The organism is Nocardioides sp. Leaf307 (genome assembly GCF_001423135.1).
Taxonomy (GTDB): Bacteria; Actinomycetota; Actinomycetes; order Propionibacteriales; family Nocardioidaceae; genus Nocardioides; species Nocardioides kribbensis.
This window is the reverse complement of sequence record NZ_LMNY01000003.1, coordinates 135,911-156,819: the sequence shown is the minus strand read 5'-3', so window position 1 is coordinate 156,819 and position 20,909 is coordinate 135,911. Positions and strand designations below refer to the sequence as shown.

The 20,909-nt window shown below is 71.8% G+C and carries 19 protein-coding genes and 1 tRNA gene; 11 read left to right on the top strand and 9 right to left on the bottom strand.

Annotated features, from left to right (window positions below):
• Positions 1-24 precede the first annotated feature (24 nt).
• Positions 25-714: a GNAT family N-acetyltransferase gene (locus ASF50_RS15660; RefSeq protein ID WP_056905118.1), complete on the bottom strand. Its 690-nt coding sequence runs from the start codon at positions 712-714 to the stop codon at positions 25-27.
• Between the two features lie 153 nt (positions 715-867).
• On the opposite strand from ASF50_RS15660, the gene ASF50_RS15655 reads away from it, so the two are divergent.
• Both ASF50_RS15655 and ASF50_RS15650 read left to right on the top strand, forming a co-directional pair.
• Entirely contained in the window at positions 868-2,187 is a 1,320-nt protein-coding gene (locus tag ASF50_RS15655) for a PLP-dependent aminotransferase family protein (protein WP_056905117.1), read from the top strand.
• Complete coding sequence (locus tag ASF50_RS15650; protein WP_319804932.1) at positions 2,187-2,957, top strand: lysophospholipid acyltransferase family protein; 771 nt, start codon at positions 2,187-2,189, stop codon at positions 2,955-2,957. Before ASF50_RS15655 ends, ASF50_RS15650 begins: the two co-directional genes overlap by 1 nt.
• 101 nt (positions 2,958-3,058) lie before the next feature.
• Here ASF50_RS15650 and ASF50_RS15645 read toward each other — a convergent pair whose 3' ends face one another.
• The 8 genes from ASF50_RS15645 to rpmH form a co-directional block, all read right to left on the bottom strand.
• The gene (locus ASF50_RS15645; RefSeq protein WP_056905115.1) at positions 3,059-4,108 is read right to left on the bottom strand and encodes a ParB/RepB/Spo0J family partition protein; all 1,050 of its coding nucleotides are present in this window, start codon (positions 4,106-4,108) and stop codon (positions 3,059-3,061) included.
• Positions 4,105-5,025: a ParA family protein gene (locus ASF50_RS15640; RefSeq protein ID WP_156697963.1), complete on the bottom strand. Its 921-nt coding sequence runs from the start codon at positions 5,023-5,025 to the stop codon at positions 4,105-4,107. The genes ASF50_RS15645 and ASF50_RS15640 overlap by 4 nt, the downstream gene beginning before the upstream one ends.
• Before the next feature lie 206 nt (positions 5,026-5,231).
• Positions 5,232-5,927 (bottom strand): 16S rRNA (guanine(527)-N(7))-methyltransferase RsmG, encoded by a 696-nt coding sequence (gene rsmG / locus ASF50_RS15635; protein WP_082503278.1) that lies wholly within the window; start codon positions 5,925-5,927, stop codon positions 5,232-5,234.
• A gap of 102 nt (positions 5,928-6,029) precedes the next feature.
• Complete coding sequence (locus tag ASF50_RS15630) at positions 6,030-6,653, bottom strand: protein jag (protein WP_414855745.1); 624 nt, start codon at positions 6,651-6,653, stop codon at positions 6,030-6,032.
• Positions 6,650-7,651, bottom strand: coding sequence for a membrane protein insertase YidC (gene yidC, locus ASF50_RS15625; protein WP_056905113.1), 1,002 nt, complete (start codon positions 7,649-7,651; stop codon positions 6,650-6,652). Before yidC ends, ASF50_RS15630 begins: the two co-directional genes overlap by 4 nt.
• A 3-nt stretch (positions 7,652-7,654) precedes the next feature.
• Positions 7,655-7,924 carry a membrane protein insertion efficiency factor YidD gene (gene yidD, locus ASF50_RS15620; protein WP_056865107.1) on the bottom strand — a complete coding sequence of 90 codons (270 nt, stop codon included), beginning with the start codon at positions 7,922-7,924 and terminating at the stop codon, positions 7,655-7,657.
• Positions 7,921-8,253, bottom strand: a complete 333-nt coding sequence (gene rnpA, locus ASF50_RS15615; protein ID WP_056865108.1) for a ribonuclease P protein component — start codon at positions 8,251-8,253, stop codon at positions 7,921-7,923. The genes yidD and rnpA overlap by 4 nt, the downstream gene beginning before the upstream one ends.
• Before the next feature lie 25 nt (positions 8,254-8,278).
• The gene (rpmH, locus tag ASF50_RS15610) at positions 8,279-8,416 is read right to left on the bottom strand and encodes a 50S ribosomal protein L34 (protein ID WP_056156542.1); all 138 of its coding nucleotides are present in this window, start codon (positions 8,414-8,416) and stop codon (positions 8,279-8,281) included.
• Between the two features lie 555 nt (positions 8,417-8,971).
• On the opposite strand from rpmH, the gene dnaA reads away from it, so the two are divergent.
• The 9 genes from dnaA to ASF50_RS15565 all read left to right on the top strand — a co-directional run bounded on the left by dnaA (position 8,972) and on the right by ASF50_RS15565 (position 20,864).
• Complete coding sequence (gene dnaA / locus ASF50_RS15605; protein WP_082503277.1) at positions 8,972-10,405, top strand: chromosomal replication initiator protein DnaA; 1,434 nt, start codon at positions 8,972-8,974, stop codon at positions 10,403-10,405.
• Between the two features lie 461 nt (positions 10,406-10,866).
• Positions 10,867-12,006, top strand: coding sequence for a DNA polymerase III subunit beta (gene dnaN / locus ASF50_RS15600; protein WP_056865110.1), 1,140 nt, complete (start codon positions 10,867-10,869; stop codon positions 12,004-12,006).
• A 58-nt stretch (positions 12,007-12,064) separates the two neighbouring features.
• Positions 12,065-12,982, top strand: a complete 918-nt coding sequence (gene gnd / locus ASF50_RS15595) for a phosphogluconate dehydrogenase (NAD(+)-dependent, decarboxylating) (RefSeq protein WP_056905111.1) — start codon at positions 12,065-12,067, stop codon at positions 12,980-12,982.
• A 13-nt stretch (positions 12,983-12,995) separates the two neighbouring features.
• A complete protein-coding gene (gene recF, locus ASF50_RS15590) occupies positions 12,996-14,264 on the top strand; it encodes a DNA replication/repair protein RecF (RefSeq protein WP_056905110.1) in 1,269 nt (422 codons plus the stop codon).
• Complete coding sequence (locus ASF50_RS15585; RefSeq protein WP_056905109.1) at positions 14,257-14,898, top strand: DUF721 domain-containing protein; 642 nt, start codon at positions 14,257-14,259, stop codon at positions 14,896-14,898. Before recF ends, ASF50_RS15585 begins: the two co-directional genes overlap by 8 nt.
• Before the next feature lie 184 nt (positions 14,899-15,082).
• Positions 15,083-17,266, top strand: coding sequence for a DNA topoisomerase (ATP-hydrolyzing) subunit B (gene gyrB / locus ASF50_RS15580; protein WP_082500440.1), 2,184 nt, complete (start codon positions 15,083-15,085; stop codon positions 17,264-17,266).
• A 138-nt stretch (positions 17,267-17,404) separates the two neighbouring features.
• The gene (gene gyrA, locus ASF50_RS15575) at positions 17,405-20,080 is read left to right on the top strand and encodes a DNA gyrase subunit A (RefSeq protein WP_228942018.1); all 2,676 of its coding nucleotides are present in this window, start codon (positions 17,405-17,407) and stop codon (positions 20,078-20,080) included.
• Entirely contained in the window at positions 20,080-20,670 is a 591-nt protein-coding gene (locus ASF50_RS15570) for a DUF3566 domain-containing protein (protein WP_056865115.1), read from the top strand. Before gyrA ends, ASF50_RS15570 begins: the two co-directional genes overlap by 1 nt.
• Positions 20,671-20,787: 117 nt before the next feature.
• Positions 20,788-20,864: transfer RNA gene (locus tag ASF50_RS15565), tRNA-Ile, on the top strand.
• Positions 20,865-20,909 lie beyond the last annotated feature (45 nt).

The following is a 20,909-nucleotide window of genomic DNA, read 5'->3' as shown; positions in this document are numbered from 1 at the left end:
GGAGCACCCGCGGTCGCCGCGGGCTCACTCCTCCGTCCCCGGCACCCCTCGTGGGGTGCCGGGGACGCGTGCGTCCGGGCTCGGCGCGCGCGCGGGCGCCGGGCGCACCACCCCGCGCAGCCGCTCCAGCGCCACCTCGACCTCGTCGCGCCACGTCAGCGCCGAGCGCAGGTCCATCCGCATCCGCGGCACCCCGCCGTGGGCGCGGCGGGTGCCGAAGCCCACGCGGCCCAGGAAGTCGGCCGGCAGCAGGCACTGCCGTCCTCGCCGGCCCGGCGCGCCGGGGCCGTCGACGCGGCCGAAGGCCTCGACCGCGCGGTAGCCGCCGCGCTCCACGAGGTCGCGCGCCATCGCCTGCACGAGCAGCCGGCCCAGCCCGGCGCCCGCGTGCGCGGGGTCGACGTACGCCGAGGCGAGCAGGACGGCGTCGGGCGAGACCGGCGAGGTGGGGAAGGCGTCGGCGCTCGGCAGCAGCGCCGGCGGCGCGTAGACCACGTGGCCCACGGGCCGTCCCTCGACGAGCACCACCCGCCCGCAGGAGCCCCAGTCGCGCAGCACGGCCGAGAGCCACGCCCGCTTCTCCTCCCCCGCGTCGCCCTCCAGGTCGACGCGGGCGCGCCGCACCGGGTCGAGCTGCCAGAACACGCAGTCGCGGCACGGCGCGTCGAGCGCGGCGAGGTGGTCGAGGGTGAGGTGCACGACCTTGCGCGACATAGGACCTCCCGGACTCCCCCGCACCGGGCGGGGCTCGTGGCCGCTCGACCCTGCCTCCACGCCGGCCCGCGTCACGGGCCAGGGCAAAGGTGGCCGACCGAACAGCGATCCGCGCGTGCGCGAGCCGCCTCCATCGTTCATGCTAGAGGGGTCATGGAATCCACGCCTGCGCGCTCACAGTCCCGTCTCGACTCCTACGTCGACCGATACGCCGCGCGCACGGCCGGCATGACCGCCTCGGAGATCCGAGCTCTCTTCGCCGTCGCGTCGCGGCCCGAGGTGGTCTCGCTCGCCGGCGGCATGCCGAACATCTCCGGGCTCCCCCTCGACGTCGTGAGCAGCGCCATCGGCGACCTCGTGACCCAGCAGGGCCCGGTGGCGATGCAGTACGGGTCGGGCCAGGGCGTGCCGGAGCTGCGCGAGCAGATCACCGACGTCATGCGCCTCGAGGGCATCGAGGCCCACCCCGACGACGTCGTGGTCACCGTGGGCTCCCAGCAGGCCGTCGACCTGGTCACGCGGATCTTCTGCGACCCCGGTGACGTCGTGCTGTGCGAGGCCCCCTCCTACGTCGGCGCGCTCGGCGTCTTCAAGGCCTACCAGGCCGACGTCGTGCACGTGGAGATGGACGCCCACGGGCTCGTGCCCGAGGCCCTCGAGCAGGCCATCGCCTCGGTGCAGGCCTCCGGTCGCCGGATCAAGTTCCTCTACACGATCCCCAACTTCCACAACCCCGCCGGCATCACGCTCTCGGCCGAGCGGCGCCCCCGCATCCTCGACATCTGCCGCCGCGAGGGCGTCCTGGTGCTCGAGGACAATCCCTACGGTCTGCTCGGCTTCGACCAGGAGCCGATGCGCGCGCTGCGCGCCGACGAGGCCGAGGGCGTCATCTACCTCGGGTCGTTCTCCAAGACCTTCGCCCCGGGCTTCCGGGTCGGGTGGGCGCTCGCGCCGCACCCGGTGCGCGAGAAGCTCGTGCTGGCCCAGGAGTCGGCCACGCTGTGCCCGCCGCAGTTCTCGCAGATGGCGGTGTCGGCGTACCTCGCCAACCACGACTGGCAGGGCCAGATCAAGCAGTTCCGCGAGATGTACCGCGAGCGGCGCGACGCCATGGTCTCGGCGCTCGAGGACCTGATGCCGGCGGCCTGCCAGTGGAACGTCCCCGACGGCGGGTTCTACGTCTGGCTCACCCTCCCCCCGGGCATCGACGCGAAGTCGATGCTCCCCCGCGCCGTGACCGCCCGGGTGGCCTACGTGCCCGGCACCGCGTTCTTCGCCGACGGTTACGGCTCGAGCTCGATGCGGCTGTCCTTCTGCTACCCCACGCCCGAGCGGATCCGTGAGGGCGTGCGCCGCCTCGCCGGCGTGCTCGAGGCCGAGATGGAGCTGCGGGCCACCTTCGGTGCCGCCGCCCCCGAGCGCGGGATCGGTCCCTACCAGGGCTACGACGCGCCCGGGACGGACCTGTCCTGATGGACCTCACCTACCCGCCGATCATCGTCGCGGCCAAGACCGGCTTCAAGCTGCTCGGGCAGCGCTTCGTCATGACCGGCACCGAGCACGTGCCCCGCAGCGGCGGAGTGCTGCTGGCCTACAACCACATCGGCTACGTCGACTTCGTCTACGGCGGCCTGGCCGCCAACCCGTCGGGTCGCCTGGTGCGCTTCATGGCCAAGCGGGAGATCTTCGACCACCGCCTGGGCGGACCGCTGATGCGCTCGCTGCACCACATCGAGGTCGACCGCGGCGAGGGCGTCGCGTCGTTCCGCACCGCCGTCGACCGGCTGCGCGAGGGCGAGGCCGTCGGCATCTTCCCCGAGGCCACCATCTCCCGCTCCATGGAGCTCAAGGAGTTCAAGTCCGGCGCGGTGCGCATCGCCGCCGAGGCGGGCGTGCCGCTGGTGCCCGTCATCATGTGGGGCACCCAGCGGATGATGACCAAGGACCACCCCCGCGACTTCTCCCGCGGCAAGACCATCGCCCTCACCGTCGGTGCCCCCCTGCACCCGACCGGTGCCGACCCCGTGGGCGAGACCGCCGAGCTCCGCTCGGTGATGTCGCGCATGCTCGACGAGACCATCGCGGCCTACCCCGCCGACGAGCAGCCGCCCGGATCGTGGTGGCTCCCCGCCCGTCACGGCGGTTCGGCGCCCACTCCCGAGCGCGCTGAGGAGCTCGACGCGGCCGAGAAGCGCGATCGCGCGGCGCGGCGCGCGGCCAAGCGCGCTCAGAATCGCTCCTGACGAACTCCGGAGCGCCGATCAGACGCCTGTCGGCGCCTGATCGCGCTGCATGTGTCGTCGTTTGATCGATAGATTGCTTTGTCGACAAAGCGATCTATGGATTAGTTGCCGGGCGCTTCGGTGTTCGGGTCCATCAGGTCGATGATCCGCTGCAGGTCCTCCAGCGTCGCGAACTCCACGGTGATCCGACCCTTGCTCTTGCCCAGGTCGATCTTCACCCTGGTCTCGAGCCGGTCCGCCAGCCGGTCCGACAGGACGGCCAGACCGGGTGCCGTCGGCTTGCGGCGGCGCACGCGCGGCTCGTCCTCGGCGCCGGTCTCCCCCAGCGCGACGATCTCCTCCAGCGCCCGCACGCTGATGCCCTCGGCCACCACCCGGCTGGCCAGCCGGTCCTGCGCGTCGGCGTCGGCCACGGCGAGCAGCGAGCGGGCGTGGCCCGCGCTCAGCACGCCCGCGGCCACGCGCCGCTGGACCGCCGGGCTCAGCCGCAGCAGCCGCAGCGTGTTGCTGATCTGCGGGCGCGAGCGCCCGATCCGCTGCGCCAGCTCGTCGTGGGTGCAGCCGAAGTCCTCGAGGAGCTGGGCGTAGGCCGAGGCCTCCTCGAGCGGGTTGAGCTGGCTGCGGTGGAGGTTCTCCAGCAGCGCGTCGCGCAGCATGTCGGTGTCATCGGTGGAGCGCACGATCGCCGGGATGGTGCCCGTGCCGGCCTGCTGGGAGGCGCGCCAGCGCCGCTCCCCCATCACCAGCTCGTAGGACTCCGGCCCCGTGCGCCGCACCACCACGGGCTGCAGCAGCCCGACCTCGGAGATCGAGTGGACCAGCTCGGCCATCGCCTCCTCGTCGAAGACCTGCCGCGGCTGCGCGTGGTTGGGGTGCACCTGGTCGAGCGGGATCTCGGCGAAGTAGGCGCCCGCCACCGGGGCCAGCTCCTCACCGGTGCTCCCGGGCGCGGGCCGGCGTACGTCGGCCTGCGCGGGCGCCGCGCCGCCCACGGCGTGGGTCGGGGCCGAGCCCTCGGCGGCGCGTCCCAGGCTGGCCCCGTCAAGAGACGTCGAGGCGTCGTCGGCCTCCGCCGGCGGGGCGGAGGTCGGGATGAGCGAGCCCAGGCCGCGTCCGAGGCCCCGACGCGCGGGAGGCCGGGAGCCGCTCACACCGCCACCGCCTTCGTCGCGATCTCCCGGGCCGCCTCCAGGTAGCTGAGCGCGCCGGGGGAGCCGGGGTCGTAGGTCATCACGGTCTGGGCGTAGGACGGCGCCTCGGAGACCCGCACCGAGCGGGGGATGTTGGTGCGGAGCACCTGCTCCCCGAAGTGCTCGCGCACCTCGCTGGCCACGCCGGCGGCCAGGCGGGTGCGCGCGTCGTACATGGTGATGAGGATGGTCGAGACCGACAGCTCCGGGTTGAGGTGCTTGCGCACCATGTCGACGGTCTCCAGGAGTTGTCCCAGCCCTTCCAACGCGTAGTACTCCGCCTGGATCGGGATCATCATCTCGTCCCCGGCGACCAGGGCGTTGAGGGTGAGCAGCCCCAGGGACGGCGGGCAGTCGATGAGCACGTAGTCGATGCGCTCGTCCCCGATCTCCTCGAGGCTGCCGACCAGGGGATGGCCGTGGATGGCCTTGCGCAGCCGGCCCTCGCGCGCCACGACGCTCACGAGCTCGATCTCGGCACCGGCCAGGTCGATGGTCGCCGGCACGACCATGAGGCCCGCCACGTCGGGGCACGCCACGGCGACCTCCTCCAGGGGAGCGCCGTCGACCAGGGCGTCGTAGGTCGACGCGACACCGCGCCGGTGCTCGATGTTCAACGCGGTCGAGGCGTTGCCCTGCGGGTCGAGGTCGACCACCAGCACCTTCTGGCCCAGCTGGGCCAAGGCGGCGGCGACGTTCACCGTGGAGGTGGTCTTCCCGACCCCGCCCTTCTGGTTGGCCACCACGAAGACGCGGGTCTCGCGGGGCCGGGGGAGGGCCGGTCCCGTGCGCCGCCCCTCGCGTGCCAGCACCGTGTGCTCGGCCGCGCGGGCCAGGGGAGTGGCGTCGTCGTGCAGCGAGGGCTCGTAGGCCGCCATCTCGCCCGCCGTCCTCACCGTGTAGCCCGACGACCCCGCGGCCCCGGGGCCGCTGCTCGCCGGTCCCGTTTCACGTGAAACGGACTGGTCTGACGACGTCGGTACGCCCTGTGGAGAATGGTGTGCCATCTGTGGAGAACTGGCCTCTCTGAGCGTGGAACAGGCGGAATGCAGGGGCGCGTCCCGGTGGATAACTCCGGGGCCCCTCAGCGGGGGCGGCGACCGCCACGACGACGGGCGGGCCCCCCGCGGGCGGGTCTGCGGGGCTCGTCGCGCGTCGGCGCAGGAGGCCAACGTACCGTCGCCGGGTCGGACCAGGCCACCCGGAGGGCCGTGGTCGGGGGATCGACGGTGCCTGCCCCCAGCGTGAGCACCTCAGGCTCCGCGCATCCCCAGCGTTGCAGCGCGCCGCGCGACTCCTCCACCTCGTCGGCCACCGAGGACCCCTTCATCGCCACCAGGGCGCCCTCCGACGCCACCAGGGGCATCGACCATCCCAGCAGCCGCTCCAGCGGCGCCACGGCCCGGGAGGTGACGACGTCGAAGGTCTGCTCGCCATGGAGGTCGTCGGCGCGTCCACGGCGTACGACCACGTTGTCGAGGCCGAGCTCCTCCACCGCCTCGTCGAGGAACGTCGTGCGCCGCAGCAACGGCTCGACCAGGGTCAGCCTCAGGTCGGGCCGTCGCACCGCGAGCACGAGCCCGGGCAGGCCGGCCCCGGACCCGATGTCGCACACCGAGGACCCCGCCGGCAGGGCGTCGGCGAGCACCGCACAGTTGAGGAGGTGCCGGTCCCACAGTCGCGGGACCTCGCGCGGGCCGATCAGCCCCCGGACCACGCCGACGTCGGCCAGCAGCTCCCAGAGCCGGACGGCCAGGGCAAGGCGGTCGAGCGAGAACACCCTCCCGGCCACGTCGGGCGGGGAGGGTGTTTCACGTGGAACGTCAGCCTCGGACACGCCGGTCCACCGAGGCGTCCCGACCGCGGGCGGGGGAGTGGACCGTCACTCCGGCAGCACCACCACGTACCGCCGCGGCTCGACACCCTCGGACTCCGAGGACAGCCCGGCCTCGGCGACCGCGTCGTGGACGACCTTGCGCTCGAAGGGCGACATCGGCTGCAGCGAGAGACGCTCCCCGGAGTCACGCACCTGCGCCACGCTGTCGGCCGCGAGGGCCTCCAGCTCGGTCCGCTTCTGCGCGCGGAAGCCGGAGATGTCCAGCATGAGACGCGAGCGCTCGCCCGTCTCGCGGTAGACCGCGAGACGGGTCAGCTCCTGCAGGGCGTCGAGCACCTCGCCGCGCTGCCCGACGAGCTGGCTGAGGTCGGCACCGACGATGGAGACCGACGCCCGGTCGCCCTCCACGTCCATGTCGAGGTCGCCGTCGAGGTCGGCGATGTCGAGGAGCTCCTCGAGGTAGTCGGCGGCGATGTCGCCCTCGGCCTCGAGCTCGGCCAGGCGACGCTCGGCGGCCGACGACTCGCTGCCGGGCCCCTGGGCCGCCTGGGCGGTGAGGTCGTGGGTGACCTCCTCCACGCCGGCGACGGTCGAGGTCCGGGCGTCGTCGGTCGAGGCGGCCTGCTCCTCGCCCTCGAGGGCCTCCTGCTGGGCGGACTCCTGCGTCACTTCTTGCCTCCCTGGGTGCCGCCGCCGGGCTTGCTGCCGCCCGACTTGCGCTGCTGCTTCGTGGTCTTCTTGGGCTGCTGCCGCACGGCGGGACGGCGGGGCTCCTCGACGGGTGCCTCCACCTCCGCGACGACCGTGCCGTGCTTCGCAGCCTTGGCCTTGTCGCGGTCCGCCTTGGCCGCGAAGGCCGGCGTGCCGGGCGCGGGGTTGTTGCGGATGACGTAGAACTGCTGACCCATGGTCCACAGGTTGGAGGTGGTCCAGTAGAGGAGCACGCCGATCGGGAAGGCCACGCCGCCGAGGCCGAAGGCGACGGGCAGGACGTAGAGCAGCAGCTTCTGCTGCTGGGCGTAGGGGCCCGAGAGGGCATCGGCAGGCATGTTCTTGCTCATCAGCTGACGCTGGGTGAAGAACGTCGTGGCCGTCATGGCGAGCACCAGGAAGAGCGCCAGGAGCATGACGCTGAGGTCGCCACCACCCTCGCGCCAGACGCCCGAGCCCCAGAAGCTGTCGGCCAGGGGGATCGACCCGAAGAGCTTCGAGTCACCGAACTGCCGGGCCAGGGTGCTGGTCAGGAAGCCGCGGGCCGTGTAGTCCTTCGCGGCCTCGTTGAGCAGGTGGAACAGGGTGAAGAAGATCGGCATCTGCAGCAGGATCGGCAGGCACGAGGCGAACGGGTTGGTGCCCGTGTCCTTGTAGAGCTTCATCGTCTCCTGCGCGAGACGCTCCCGGTCGTGGCCGTACTTCTTCTGCAGCTCCTTGACCTTGGGCTGGATCAGCTGCATGTTGCGGCTGGACTTGATCTGCTTGACGAACAGCGGGATCAGCGCCGCGCGGATCACCAGCGTCAGGCCCACGATCGACAGCGCCCACGAGGCGCCACCGGCCGGGTCGAGGCCCAGGGCCGTGAACAGCTTGTGCCACAGGATCAGCACGCCCGAGATCGCGTAGTAGAGCGGGGTCGCGATGAAGGTGAAGAAGTCGCCGATTGCGCCCACCGATCAGGCTCCTTGCTGGGATGTCGAGACGGGTCCCGCCGAGCGGCGGGTGGGACGGACAGAGGGTGGCACGGGGTCGTAGCCGCCGGCGGCCCACGGGTGGCACCGCGCCACACGACGGGCCGCGAGCCAGCTGCCGCGGGCACTGCCGTGCACGGTCACCGCCTCCAGCGCGTAGGCGGAGCACGACGGGTGGTAGCGGCAGACCTGACCGTAGAGCGGGCTCACCACCGCGCGGTAGAGCCGGAGGAAGCCGATGAGCAGGTACTTCACACCATCACCCGCTGGAGGCAACGCTCGAGGTCGGAGCGGAGTTCCGCGCTGGGGGCGCCCGCGGCGGCCGGCAGCGCACGGACCACGAGCACAGCAGCGCCCGGGAGCGTGTCGAGCTGCTCCCGGGCGAGGTGTCGCAGCCGCCGCTTGACGCTGTTGCGCGCCACGGCGTTGCCGACGGCCTTGCTGACGACGAAGCCGACCCGTGCCGGTCCCGCGGCGTCCGGGGTGCTCAGGTGCACCACGAGCGTGCGGCTCCCCGCGCGCCGACCACGCCCCGCGCGTCGGAACGAGTCCGAGTCGCGGAGCCTGTGGTCGCGGGGGAGCACCGGGTGGCCGAGGCCGTCGTCAGGCTCAGACGGCCAGGCTCTTGCGGCCCTTGCGGCGGCGCGAGGAGAGGATCGACCGGCCGGCGCGGGTGCGCATGCGCAGGCGGAACCCGTGCACCTTGTGGCGACGACGGTTGTTCGGCTGGTACGTACGCTTGCTCACGAGCTTCTCTTTCGGTTCAAGGGACTGGCGGTCAACGGCTCTGCGAGCCCGGACCCCGGGGGCGTCCGGCGGACCGGACCCCCGACGCACCTGTCGGCTGGCACCGCCCACCCAGGTCCACTGCTGCACCTGGACATGCGGCACCCGTCGACGCCGGATGACCGGCAAACGGTACGCGTTCGAATTCCACAGGGTCAAACCCTCGGGCGGCCCCAGCCTACGGGGTCGCCCCAGCCTGTGGATGACGTCTTGCTCGCGGCTCGCGCACCGCGTTACGTTCGCGGTCTCCGACGACCCGTGCACCCACGGCTCCGACGAGGTGGCCAGCACCGCCACACCGCGCCGCAGCACCGGCGCATCACCCCTCTGACCTGGGAAGACGCTGGGGGGAGCGGGCGCACCCGGCTCCTCGGCACCACGGCGACGACGAGGTCGCGACGGAGTTTCACAACCTGTGGACAAAGGTGTGGAGAAGCAGAGCACCGTGCGGCCCGCCCGGGCCGGGGTCCCCTCCGGAGGGCCGAACCAGAAGGTCAACCAGAAGGCGGCAAGGACGTGGACCAAGACGTGGACCAGACGCCCCCGGAGCTCGGCCCGGCCTGGCGGTCGGTGGTGGCGGACCTGCAGCCCAACCAGCGCGCCTGGCTCAACGCCAGCGAGCCGGTGACGCTCCACGGCAACACGGCGATCATCGCCGTGCCCAACGACTTCACGCGGGGACAGCTCGAGGGGCGGCTGCGCGGTCAGCTGGAGGACGCCCTCACGGTCTCCTTCGGCCGGGAGATCCGCATCGCGGTCACGGTGAACCCCCAGCTCGAGGACGAGCCCCGCCCCACCAGTCCCGACCCGACCCCGGTCGAGACCATTGATCGACATGTCGACATAGACACACGGCGCGCCGAGCCCGCCCCCGTCGCGGAGCAGGCGGGCAGCCGGCAGACGAGCGCGCTGGAGACCCGGCTCAACCCCAAGTACACCTTCGAGACGTTCGTCATCGGCTCGTCCAACCGCTTCCCCCACGCGGCGGCCGTCGCTGTCGCCGAGGCTCCCGGCAAGGCCTACAACCCGTTGCTGGTCTACGGCGACTCCGGGCTGGGCAAGACCCACCTGCTCCACGCCATCGGCCACTACGTGCGCTCGCTCTACACCGGCGCCAAGGTCCGCTACGTGTCGAGCGAGGAGTTCACCAACGAGTTCATCAACGCGATCCGCGACGACCGGCAGGACCGCTTCAAGCGGCGCTACCGCGACGTCGACGTGCTGCTGATCGACGACATCCAGTTCCTGGAGGGCAAGACCCAGACCCAGGAGGAGTTCTTCCACACGTTCAACACCCTCCACAACGCCAACAAGCAGATCGTGCTGACCTCCGACCGCGCGCCCAAGCGGCTCGAGGCGCTCGAGGACCGGCTGCGCAACCGCTTCGAGTGGGGGCTGATCACCGACGTCCAGCCCCCCGACCTCGAGACGCGCATCGCGATCCTGCGCAAGAAGGCCGCCATGGACCGCCTGACCGCGCCGCCGGACGTGCTGGAGTTCATCGCCTCGAAGATCCAGACCAACATCCGCGAGCTCGAGGGCGCGCTGATCCGGGTGACGGCCTTCGCCAACCTCAACCGCCAGGAGGTCGACATGACCCTGGCCGAGATCGTGCTGAAGGACCTGATCCCCGAGGGCGGGGAGCCCGAGATCACCGCGGCGCTGATCATCGCCCAGACGGCGGCGTACTTCGGTCTGTCCATCGAGGAGCTCACCGGCCCCTCACGCGGTCGGCACCTCGTCATGGCCCGCCAGATCGCGATGTACCTGTGCCGCGAGCTCACCGATCTGTCGCTGCCGAAGATCGGCGCGCAGTTCGGCAACCGCGACCACACCACGGTCATGTACGCCGATCGCAAGATCAACCAGCTGCTGGCCGAGCGCCGGGCCGTCTTCAACCAGGTCAGCGAGCTCACCAACCGCGTGAAGATGCAGGCCCGTCAGGTCTGATCGACTCGTCGCCACCTCGTCGGTGCGCGGGTGAACTACACCGTTGTGTGATGTGGAGCCGCCTGTGCGCCGGCCCCGGATCGCCGGGAGAGGCTGTGGACGAGCGGTGGACGGAGCTCACGGGCCGCCCACGACTGCACACCGGCCCTTGTGGTTCCACGGCGTCCTGCACAGGGCCTGTGAGCGAGCGCCACGCGGCCTGACCTGCACAGACGCCGGCTGTCCACAGATTCCACCGCTGCTATGACTCCTCCGTACCTCCAGACGTCCAGATCCTCCGTGAACATGTTCCGACCCCCCTGCCTGTGCACAACTCGCTCGCCCGGCGCCTGCGACGGACCGAGGAGCGCAGGGCGAGCACCCGGTGCACGGAGCACGACAGGACGCACCGGACTCCCAGCGGCCGGGACGACGTGGCAGGATCAGCCCCCCAGAGCCCAGCCGCACCCGAAGGACACACCGTGAAGTTCCGCGTCGAACGCGACGTGCTCGCCGATGCCGTCGCCTGGGCTGCCCGCAGCCTGCCGGTCCGTCCGAGCGTCCCCGTCCTCGCCGGCCTGCTGATCGAGACCGACGACGAGGGCCTGGTGCTCTCGACCTTCGACTACGAGACCTCGGCCCGCGCCACGCTCAAGGCCGACGTGACCACCGAGGGCCGCGCCCTGGTCAGCGGCCGGCTGCTCGCCGACATCTGCCGCAGCCTGCCGGCCAAGCCGGTCGAGATGGTGCTCGACGGCTCACGGGTGTCCCTCACCTGCGGCTCGGCCCGCTTCAGCCTCCAGACCATGCCGGTGGCCGACTACCCGTCGCTGCCCGACATGCCCGCGGCGACCGGCACGGTGCAGAGCGACGTCTTCGCCCACTCGGTGGCCCAGGCCGTCACGGCGGCCGGGCGCGACGACATGCTCCCGGTGCTGACCGGCGTGCGGCTCGAGATCGACGGCTCGAGCATCTCGCTGCTGGCCACCGACCGCTTCCGCCTCTCCCAGCGCGAGCTGGGCTGGGACCCCCGCACCCCCGACGAGACCCTCGCGGCGCTGGTGCCGGCGAAGGTGCTCGGCGACACCGCCAAGTCGCTGACCGCCGGCAGCGAGGTCGTCATCGCGCTGGCCGCCAGCGGCAGCGGCGAGGGCATCATCGGCTTCGAGGGCGCGGCGCCGGGCGGGGTGCGGCGTACGACGACGCGACTGCTCGACGGTGAGTTCCCCAAGGTCCGCAGCCTCTTCCCCAGCGAGCACCTCACCGTGGCCAAGGTCGACAAGGCCGCGCTGATCGAGTCGGTCAAGCGGGTCTCGCTCGTCGCCGAGCGCAACACCGCCGTGCAGCTGGCCTTCAGTGACGGTGTGCTCACCCTCGACGCCGGGTCGGGCGACGAGGCGCAGGCCTCGGAGTCGATCGAGGCCCAGATCGAGGGCGACGACATCACGACCGGCTTCAACCCCCAGTTCCTGCTCGACGGGCTGAGCGCCATCGACGAGCCGATCGTCGAGCTGGCCTTCACCCAGGCCGCCAAGCCGGTCGTCATCAGCGGGTCGCCGGCCGAGGCGGGCACCGACACCGGCTTCCGCTACCTGCTCATGCCGCGCCGCCTGCTCTCCTGACCCACCACCCCTCGGCCCCCGCCGGGGCCCACCCCTGCCCGCGCACCCGGAGGTACTCATGGACATCGGACTCGTCGGACTCGGGAAGATGGGCGGCAACATGCGCTCGCGCCTGCGGGAGGCCGGCCACACCGTCGTCGGCTACGACCGCAACCCCGACCTGGCCGACGCCGACAGCCTGGCCTCGATGGTCGAGCAGCTGCCCTCGCCGAAGGTCGTGTGGGTGATGGTGCCCGCGGGCGACCCCACCCGCGAGACCGTCGCGGCCCTGGGGGAGCTGCTCGGCGAGGGCGACCTGGTCGTCGACGGCGGCAACTCCAAGTGGACCGACGACCAGGCCAATGCCGCGATGCTCGCCGAGAAGGACGTCGGCTTCGTCGACTGCGGCGTCTCCGGCGGTGTGTGGGGCCTGCAGAACGGCTACGCGCTGATGTGCGGCGGCTCCGACGAGGACGTCGCCAAGGTCCAGCCGGCCCTCGACGCCCTCAAGCCCGCCGAGGGCGGGTTCGTCCACGCCGGCCGCAAGCCCGGCGCGGGCCACTTCGCCAAGATGGTCCACAACGGCATCGAGTACGCCATGATGCAGAGCTACGCCGAGGGCTGGGAGCTGCTGGAGAAGGTCGACCTCGTCGAGGACGTCCCGGCGGTGTTCGACTCCTGGCGCTCCGGCACCGTCATCCGCTCGTGGCTGCTCGACCTGCTCGTGGCGGCCATCGAGGACGACACCCACCTCGACCAGCTGCGCGGCTACGCCGACGACTCCGGCGAGGGCCGGTGGACGGTGGAGGCGGCCATCGACAACGCCGTACCGATGAACGTCATCGCCGCCTCGCTCTTCGCCCGGTTCACCTCGCGCCAGGACGACAGCCCGGCGATGAAGGCGATCGCGGCTATGCGCAACCAGTTCGGCGGTCACGCCGTGCACACCGAGGCCCCCGTCGGCGGCGACGCCAACCCCGACGTCCGCGGCGGCTAGGCCCGGCCGCCGGGTGTACGTCTCCCACCTCACCCTCCACGACTTCCGCTCCTACCCCGCGGCCGACGTCGCGCTCGAGCCGGGCGTCACGGCCTTCATCGGCCGCAACGGCCAGGGCAAGACCAACCTGGTCGAGGCGATCGACTACCTCTCGCGCCTGGCCTCCCACCGGGTGGCCAGCGACGCCCCGCTGATCCGGGCCGGCGCGGAGCAGGCGATCGTGCGGGCCGCCGTCGTGCGCGACGGGCGCACGGCGGTGCTCGAGGTCGAGCTCAACCCCGGCAGGAGCAACCGCGCCCGGATCAACCGCTCCCCGCTGCCGCGGGCCCGCGACCTGGTCGGTCTGGTGCGCACCGTGGTCTTCTCGCCGGAGGACCTCACGCTGGTCAAGGGCGACCCGTCGGACCGGCGCAAGTTCCTCGACGACCTGCTCGTGCTGCGCACCCCGCGCCTGGCCGGGGTCCGCTCCGACTACGACCGGGTGCTGCGCCAGCGCAACTCGCTGCTCAAGACCGCGGGCGCCGCGCGCCGCGGCAGCTCGGCGCAGGAGGGCGCGCTGTCGACGCTCGGCGTCTGGGACTCCCACCTGGCCACGACCGGCGCCGAGCTGCTCGCCGAGCGGCTGGCGCTGGTCGAGCAGCTGCGGCCCTACGTCGGCTCCGCCTACGCGACCGTCGCGCGGGGCGCGCGCCGCGACGACGCCGACATCGAGTACCGCCCCAGCCTCGAGCTCGGCGGTGCCCGCACCCAGCCCGAGCTGGCCGAGGCGCTGCTGGCCGAGGTGGAGCGGCGTCGCAAGGACGAGCTCGACCGCGGCATCTCGCTGGTGGGACCCCACCGCGACGAGCTGCTGCTCACGATCGGCCACGGCGCCGGGCCCTCGACCGGTGCCTCGGCCGATGCGGCGGCCGGTGCCTCGGCCGATGCGGCGGCCGAGGCCGACGCCGACCCCGGCGCCGGTGACGGCGAGGAGGCCCCGACCAGCGGCGGGCCGCGGCTGCCGGTGAAGGGCTACGCCTCCCACGGCGAGTCGTGGTCGTTCGCGCTGGCGCTGCGCCTGGCCTCCTACGACCTGTTGCGCTCCGACGGCGACGACCCGATCCTGATCCTGGACGACGTCTTCGCCGAGCTCGACACGGAGCGGCGGGCGCAGCTCGCCGAGCTGGTCGCGGGGGCCGAGCAGGTCCTGGTGACCGCGGCCGTCGCCGCCGACGTGCCGGCCGCGCTGGCCGGAGCGAGGTTCCTGGTGGGGGAGGGGAAGGTACGCCGCGACGATGCCTGACCCCACCGAACCCGCTGACGGCCCCCGCCCCGACCGCCCCGACCGCCCCGAGCGGCCCGACCGCCCCGAGCGGCCCGAGCGGCCCGCCGGGCCCGCCGCCTCCGACGGCCCGACCGCGGCGGAGCCCGACGAGCAGCCGGAGCACCGCCCCGACGGGCTGGAGCTGGCCCGGGCGATCGCACGGGCCACGGCCGGCACGACGTCGGCGGCGCGCCGGCGCAGGCCGCGCCGCGACCGCGGCGGCGGCGGTCGGGTCAGCGGCTCGCACCCCGACGACCGCGACCCCCAGCTGCTCGACGCCACGCTGGCGCGGCTCGTGGGCGACCACGGCTGGGAGCTCGACCTGCGGGTGCACGGCGTCTTCGGGCGCTGGCCCGAGCTGGTCGGCCAGGAGGTCTCCTCGCACTGCACGCCGGAGTCGTTCGCCGACGGGCGCCTGGTAGTGCGCACCGACTCCACCGCCTGGGCCACCCAGCTCAAGCTGCTGGCGCCGACGCTGGTGCGCCGGCTCAACGAGGAGCTGGGCCACGGCACGGTCGTGGTGATCGAGGTGCTCGGCCCCCACGGGCCGACGTGGAAGAAGGGCCCGCGCTCGGTGCGCGACGGTCGCGGCCCGCGCGACACCTACGGCTGACCCGCGGCCGCGTCGCGCCTGCGCCGCTCGGCGCCCCACGGAGCGGCTCCGGCGTACCCGTCCCTGTCCGACCCCCTCCCGTGCGCTCCACGAGGCCCTCAGGGAGCGCTCAGGGCGGTTTTTTCCACAGTGAGGACCCCCGGCTGGGGACGCCTGCGTGAGCAGAGGCCCTCAGCGGGCTATCATGGGACTCTGGGTCGCCTCGCGCGACCCTGCTCATGTCACGCTCCTCGCGGAGCCGGAGTCTGAAGAGGTGGACGTGTCCGAGGACAACCAGGCAGAGATCCCGGAGACGACAGCCCCCCAGCCGCCCAACGGCGTCGAGTACGACGCCTCCGCGATCCAGGTCCTCGAGGGCCTCGAGGCCGTGCGCAAGCGTCCGGGCATGTACATCGGCTCCACCGGCGTGCGCGGCCTGCACCACCTGATCTGGGAGATCGTCGACAACGCGGTCGACGAGTCGCTCGCGGGCTACTGCGACCGGATCGTCGTGACGCTGACCGACGACGGCGCCATCCGGGTCGAGGACAACGGGCGCGGCATCCCCACCGACACCGCTCCGGGCCAGGAGATGCCGGCGGTCACGATGGCGCTGACCATGCTCCACGCCGGCGGCAAGTTCGGCGGGGGCGGCTACAAGGTCTCCGGTGGTCTGCACGGCGTCGGCGTCTCCGTGGTCAACGCCCTGTCGACCCACCTGGTCGTCGAGGTGCGCAACCGCGGCCACCTGTGGCGCCAGTCCTTCACCATCGGGGTGCCCGACGGCCCGCTCGAGCAGGTCCGCGCGATGGAGCCCGGCGAGCGGACCGGCACGACGGTCACCTACTGGGCCTCGCCGGAGATCTTCGAGACCACCGAGTACTCCCTCGAGACCATCTCCGCCCGCTTCCGCGAGATGGCCTTCCTCAACAAGGGCCTCGAGATCGTCCTGCGCGACGAGCGGCCCGCGGCCAGCGAGGTCGCCGACGCGGTCGAGGACAACACCGTCGACCCCGACGACGAGGGCGGCATCGACGACGCCGGCCACGACGCGATCAAGCGCGGCGACGCCGGCGGCCTGGAGCAGGTCTTCAAGTACGACCGCGGCCTGGTCGACTACGTCGAGCACCTCAACCGCCGCAAGACCGCCGCCAACCCGACGGTGATCTCCTTCGAGGCCGAGACCCCGGAGTCGGTGGAGAACCACATGTCGCTCGAGGTCGCGATGCAGTGGAACACCAGCTTCACCGAGTCGGTCCACACCTTCGCCAACACCATCAACACCCACGAGGGCGGCACCCACGAGGAGGGCTTCCGAGCGGCGCTGACCGGGCTGGTCAACACGTGGGGCTTCGAGTGGGGCCTGATGAAGAAGCAGGAGGACCGCGTCTCCGGCGACGACATCCGCGAGGGCCTCACCGCGATCATCTCGATCAAGATGGGCGAGCCGCAGTTCGAGGGCCAGACCAAGACCAAGCTCGGCAACACCGAGGCCAAGGGCTTCGTCCAGCGCCTGATGAACGAGCAGCTCGGCGACTGGCTGGAGAAGAACCCCGCCGAGGGCAAGGACATCGTGCGCAAGGCCCAGGCCGCGCAGTCGGCTCGCCTCGCCGCCCGCAAGGCGCGCGACCTGGCCCGCAACCGCAAGGGCCTGCTCGGCGGCGGCGGCCTGCCCGGCAAGCTCTCGGACTGCCAGTCGACCAACCCCGCGGAGTGCGAGGTCTTCATCGTCGAGGGCGACTCGGCCGGCGGCTCGGCCCGTCAGGGCCGCGACCCGCGCATCCAGGCGATCCTCCCGATCCGCGGCAAGATCCTCAACGTCGAGAAGGCCCGCATCGACAAGGTGCTGGGCAACACCGAGGTGCAGTCGATCATCTCCGCCCTGGGCACAGGCATCCAGGAGGAGTACGACCCCGCCAAGTTGCGCTACCACAAGGTCGTGCTGATGGCCGACGCCGACGTCGACGGCCACCACATCAACACGCTGCTGCTGACGCTGCTCTTCCGCTTCATGCGCCCCCTCATCGAGGGCGGCTACGTCTACATGGCCCAGCCCCCGCTCTACCGCCTGCGGTGGAACAAGCCGGCCGAGCACGAGTTCGTCTACTCCGACGCCGAGCGCGACGCGCTGCTGCGCGAGGGCCAGGCCGCGGGCAAGAAGCTGCCCAAGGAGAACCCGGTCCAGCGCTACAAGGGCCTCGGCGAGATGAACGCCAAGGAGCTGTGGGAGACGACCATGGATCCCGACCAGCGGCTGATGCTGCAGGTCACCCTCGACGACGCCGCCCACGCCGACGAGATCTTCTCGATCCTCATGGGCGAGGACGTCGAGCAGCGGCGCTCCTTCATCCAGCGCAACGCCAAGGACGTCCGATTCCTGGATATCTAGCTCTCTCGCGAGATCGCTAGATTCCGGTAGAACCGACCAGAGAGACCGAGACACGTGACCCAGACCCCGACCGACGGCACCCCTCCCTCCGACGGAGGACCCGGGGGGCGCATCGAGCCCGTCGAGCTGCAGACCTCGATGCAGCGCGCCTACATCGACTACGCCATGGCCGTCATCGTCGGGCGCGCGCTGCCCGACGTGCGCGACGGCCTCAAGCCGGTGCACCGCCGCGTGCTCTACGCGATGTTCGACGGCGGCTACCGCCCCGACCGCGGCTTCTCGAAGTGCTCGCGCGTGGTCGGCGACGTCATGGGTCAGTACCATCCCCACGGCGACACCGCGATCTACGACACCCTGGTGCGCCTCGCGCAGCCGTGGGTGATGCGCGCCCCGCTCATCAACGGTCAGGGCAACTTCGGCTCGCCGGGCAACGACTCCGCCGCGGCCATGCGGTACACCGAGTGCCGGATGGCGCCGCTGGCTATGGAGATGGTCCGTGACATCGAGAAGGAGACCGTCGACTTCCAGCCCAACTACGACGGTCGCTCGCAGGAGCCCGTCGTCCTTCCCTCGCGCATCCCCAACCTGCTGGTCAACGGCTCGGCCGGCATCGCGGTCGGCATGGCCACCAACATCCCGCCGCACAACCTGCGCGAGGTCGCCGCCGGCGCTCGCTGGGCCCTCGAGCACCCCGACGCCAGCCGCGAGGAGCTCCAGGACGCCCTGATCGAGCGGATCAAGGGCCCCGACTTCCCCAACGGCGCGCTCATCACCGGCCGTCAGGGCATCGAGCAGGCCTACCGCACCGGTCGCGGCTCGATCACCCAGCGCGCGGTGATCGAGGTCGACGAGGACGCCAAGGGCCGCACCTGCCTGGTGGTCACCGAGCTGCCCTACATGGTCAACCCCGACAACCTCGCGCTGAAGATCGCCGAGCTCGCCGACTCCGGCAAGGTCCAGGGCATCTCCGACGTCCGCGACGACACCTCCGACCGCACCGGTCAGCGCCTCGTGGTCGTGCTCAAGCGCGACGCCGTGGCCCGCGTCGTGCTCAACAACCTGCTCAAGCACACCGAGCTGCAGACCAACTTCAGCGCCAACATGCTGGCGCTGGTCGACGGCGTGCCGCGCACCCTGAGCATCGACCAGTTCATCAGCAACTGGGTCGAGCACCAGGTCGAGGTCATCCGCAGGCGCACCGAGTACCTGCTGCGCGAGGCCGAGCGGCGCGCCCACATCCTGCGCGGCCTGGCCAAGGCCCTCGACCAGCTCGACGAAGTCATCGCGCTCATCCGCCGCTCGCCCGAGGTCGCCGACGCGCGCGACGGGCTGATGGAGCTGCTCGAGATCGACGACGTGCAGGCCATGGCGATCCTCGACCTCCAGCTGCGCCGCCTGGCCGCGCTGGAGCGGCAGAAGATCATCGACGAGCTGGCCGAGATCGAGCTGACCATCGCCGACCTCCAGGACATCCTGGCCAACGTCACCCGCCAGCGTCAGATCGTCTCCGACGAGCTGGGCGAGATCGTGGAGAAGTACGGCGACGACCGGCGCACCCAGATCATCGCGGCCGACGGCGACCTGTCGATGGAGGACCTGATCCCCGACGAGGAGCTCGTCGTCTCCATCACCCGCGGTGGCTACGCCAAGCGCACCCAGCGGGCGCAGTACCGCACCCAGAAGCGTGGCGGTAAGGGCGTGCGCGGCGCCACGCTGCGCGGCGACGACGTCGTCGAGCACTTCATCGCCACCTCCAACCACCACTGGCTGCTCTTCTTCACCACCGCCGGCCGGGTCTACCGCACCAAGGCCTACAACCTGCCCGAGGCCTCCCGCGACGCCAAGGGCGGTCACGTGGCCGGCCTGCTGTCGTTCCAGCCCGACGAGTCGATCGCCCAGGTGCTCGCGATCCGCGACTACGACCAGGCCGACTACCTCGTCCTGGCGACCCGCAGCGGGCTGGTCAAGAAGACCCGCCTCGGCGACTACAACAGCCCGCGTCAGGCCGGCGTCATCGCGATCAACTTCCGCGAGGACGACGACGAGCTGATCGGCGCCGAGCTGGTGGGCTCCGAGGACGACATCCTGCTGGTCTCGCGCAAGGGCCAGTCGATCCGCTTCCGCGCCGACGACACCCAGCTGCGCCCGATGGGCCGCGCGACCTCGGGCGTCTCGGGCATGAAGTTCCGCGACGGCGACTCACTGCTGTCGATGTCGGTCATCCGTGCGGCGCAGGTGGCCGCGGAGATGGCCGCGGGCCTCGACACCGAGACCGATCTGGACGCCCCCGACGTGGAGGCCTCCCCGGAGCAGGTGGAGGAGGTCAAGCCGCAGTACGTCTTCACCATCACCGACGGGGGCTTCGCCAAGCGCACCCGGATCTCGGAGTACCGCCTGCAGTCGCGCGGCGGCATCGGCATCAAGGCGATGTCGCTGGCCAACGAGGACCGCGGCGGCCTGGTCGGTGCGTTCATCGTCGAGGACGGCGACGAGATCATGGCCATCACCCAGAGCGGCCAGGTCGTGCGCAGCCCTGTCAACGAGGAGTTCCGCCCCACGGGCCGCTCCACGATGGGCGTGAAGTTCGTCGGCCCGAAGGCCGGTGACGCGGTCGCCGTGGTGGCCCGCTCGGTCGAGGCCAAGGTGGAGGAGCAGGTCGAGGAGTCGGCCGATGCAGACGCGGATGCAACAATCGAAGGCGGTGACGCGTCGCAGGACGTGAGCGCCACCGCTGATGATGTCGCCGACGCCGCTGTCGACGGCGCCGCCGACGAGACCACCTCCGTGACCGATGACGGAGAGGGCGAGGACTGATGACCGACCGACCCGCCGAGCGGGGCGCCACCCGCACCGATCCCCAGCCCGGGGGCAGCGCCTCCGGCGCGAGGGCCGCCGACGACCCCGACGCCACCGCCACGCGGCCGGCGCTGACCGACCGGGTGCAGTCGGCCTTCTCCTCGATGACGCAGGAGAAGAAGGCCAAGGCGACGGGCACTACCGTCACCCCGGCGGCCGGCGGCGCTCCTTCCCGGGGCCCGCGGCGGGCGCGCCTGCGGCTGACCCGCATCGACCCCTGGTCGGTGATGAAGACGTCGTTCCTGCTGGCCATCGCCTTCGCCGTCGTCACCGTCGTCTCGGTGCTCATGGTCTGGTCGGTGCTCGGCGCCGCTGGCGTGTGGGACTCCATCAACGAGACCGTGCGCAACATGATCGGCGGCCAGGAGGCCGGCGACTTCGACGTCGAGAACTACGTCGGCACCTCCCGCGTCCTGGGCTTCACGATGCTGGTGGCCGCCATCGACGTCGTGCTGATCACCGCCGTCGCCACCCTCGGCGCGTTCCTCTACAACATGGCCGCCGCGCTGCTCGGCGGCATCGAGGTCACCCTCTCCGAGGACAACTGACACCTCGCGGCGCCGCGGCCGGACCACCGGCCGCGGCCCGTTTTGTCCCGGCCCGGCGCGGTGGGGTAACGTCACGCCTCGGTCGCCCGGCGTCCACCCCGATCCAGGTCGGGAAGAGGGCCTATAGCTCAGACGGTTAGAGCGCTTCCCTGATAAGGAAGAGGTCACAGGTTCAAGTCCTGTTAGGCCCACCAGCACGACCACCGCCTCCCGCTCCACGAGGCACAGCCGGAGTCACC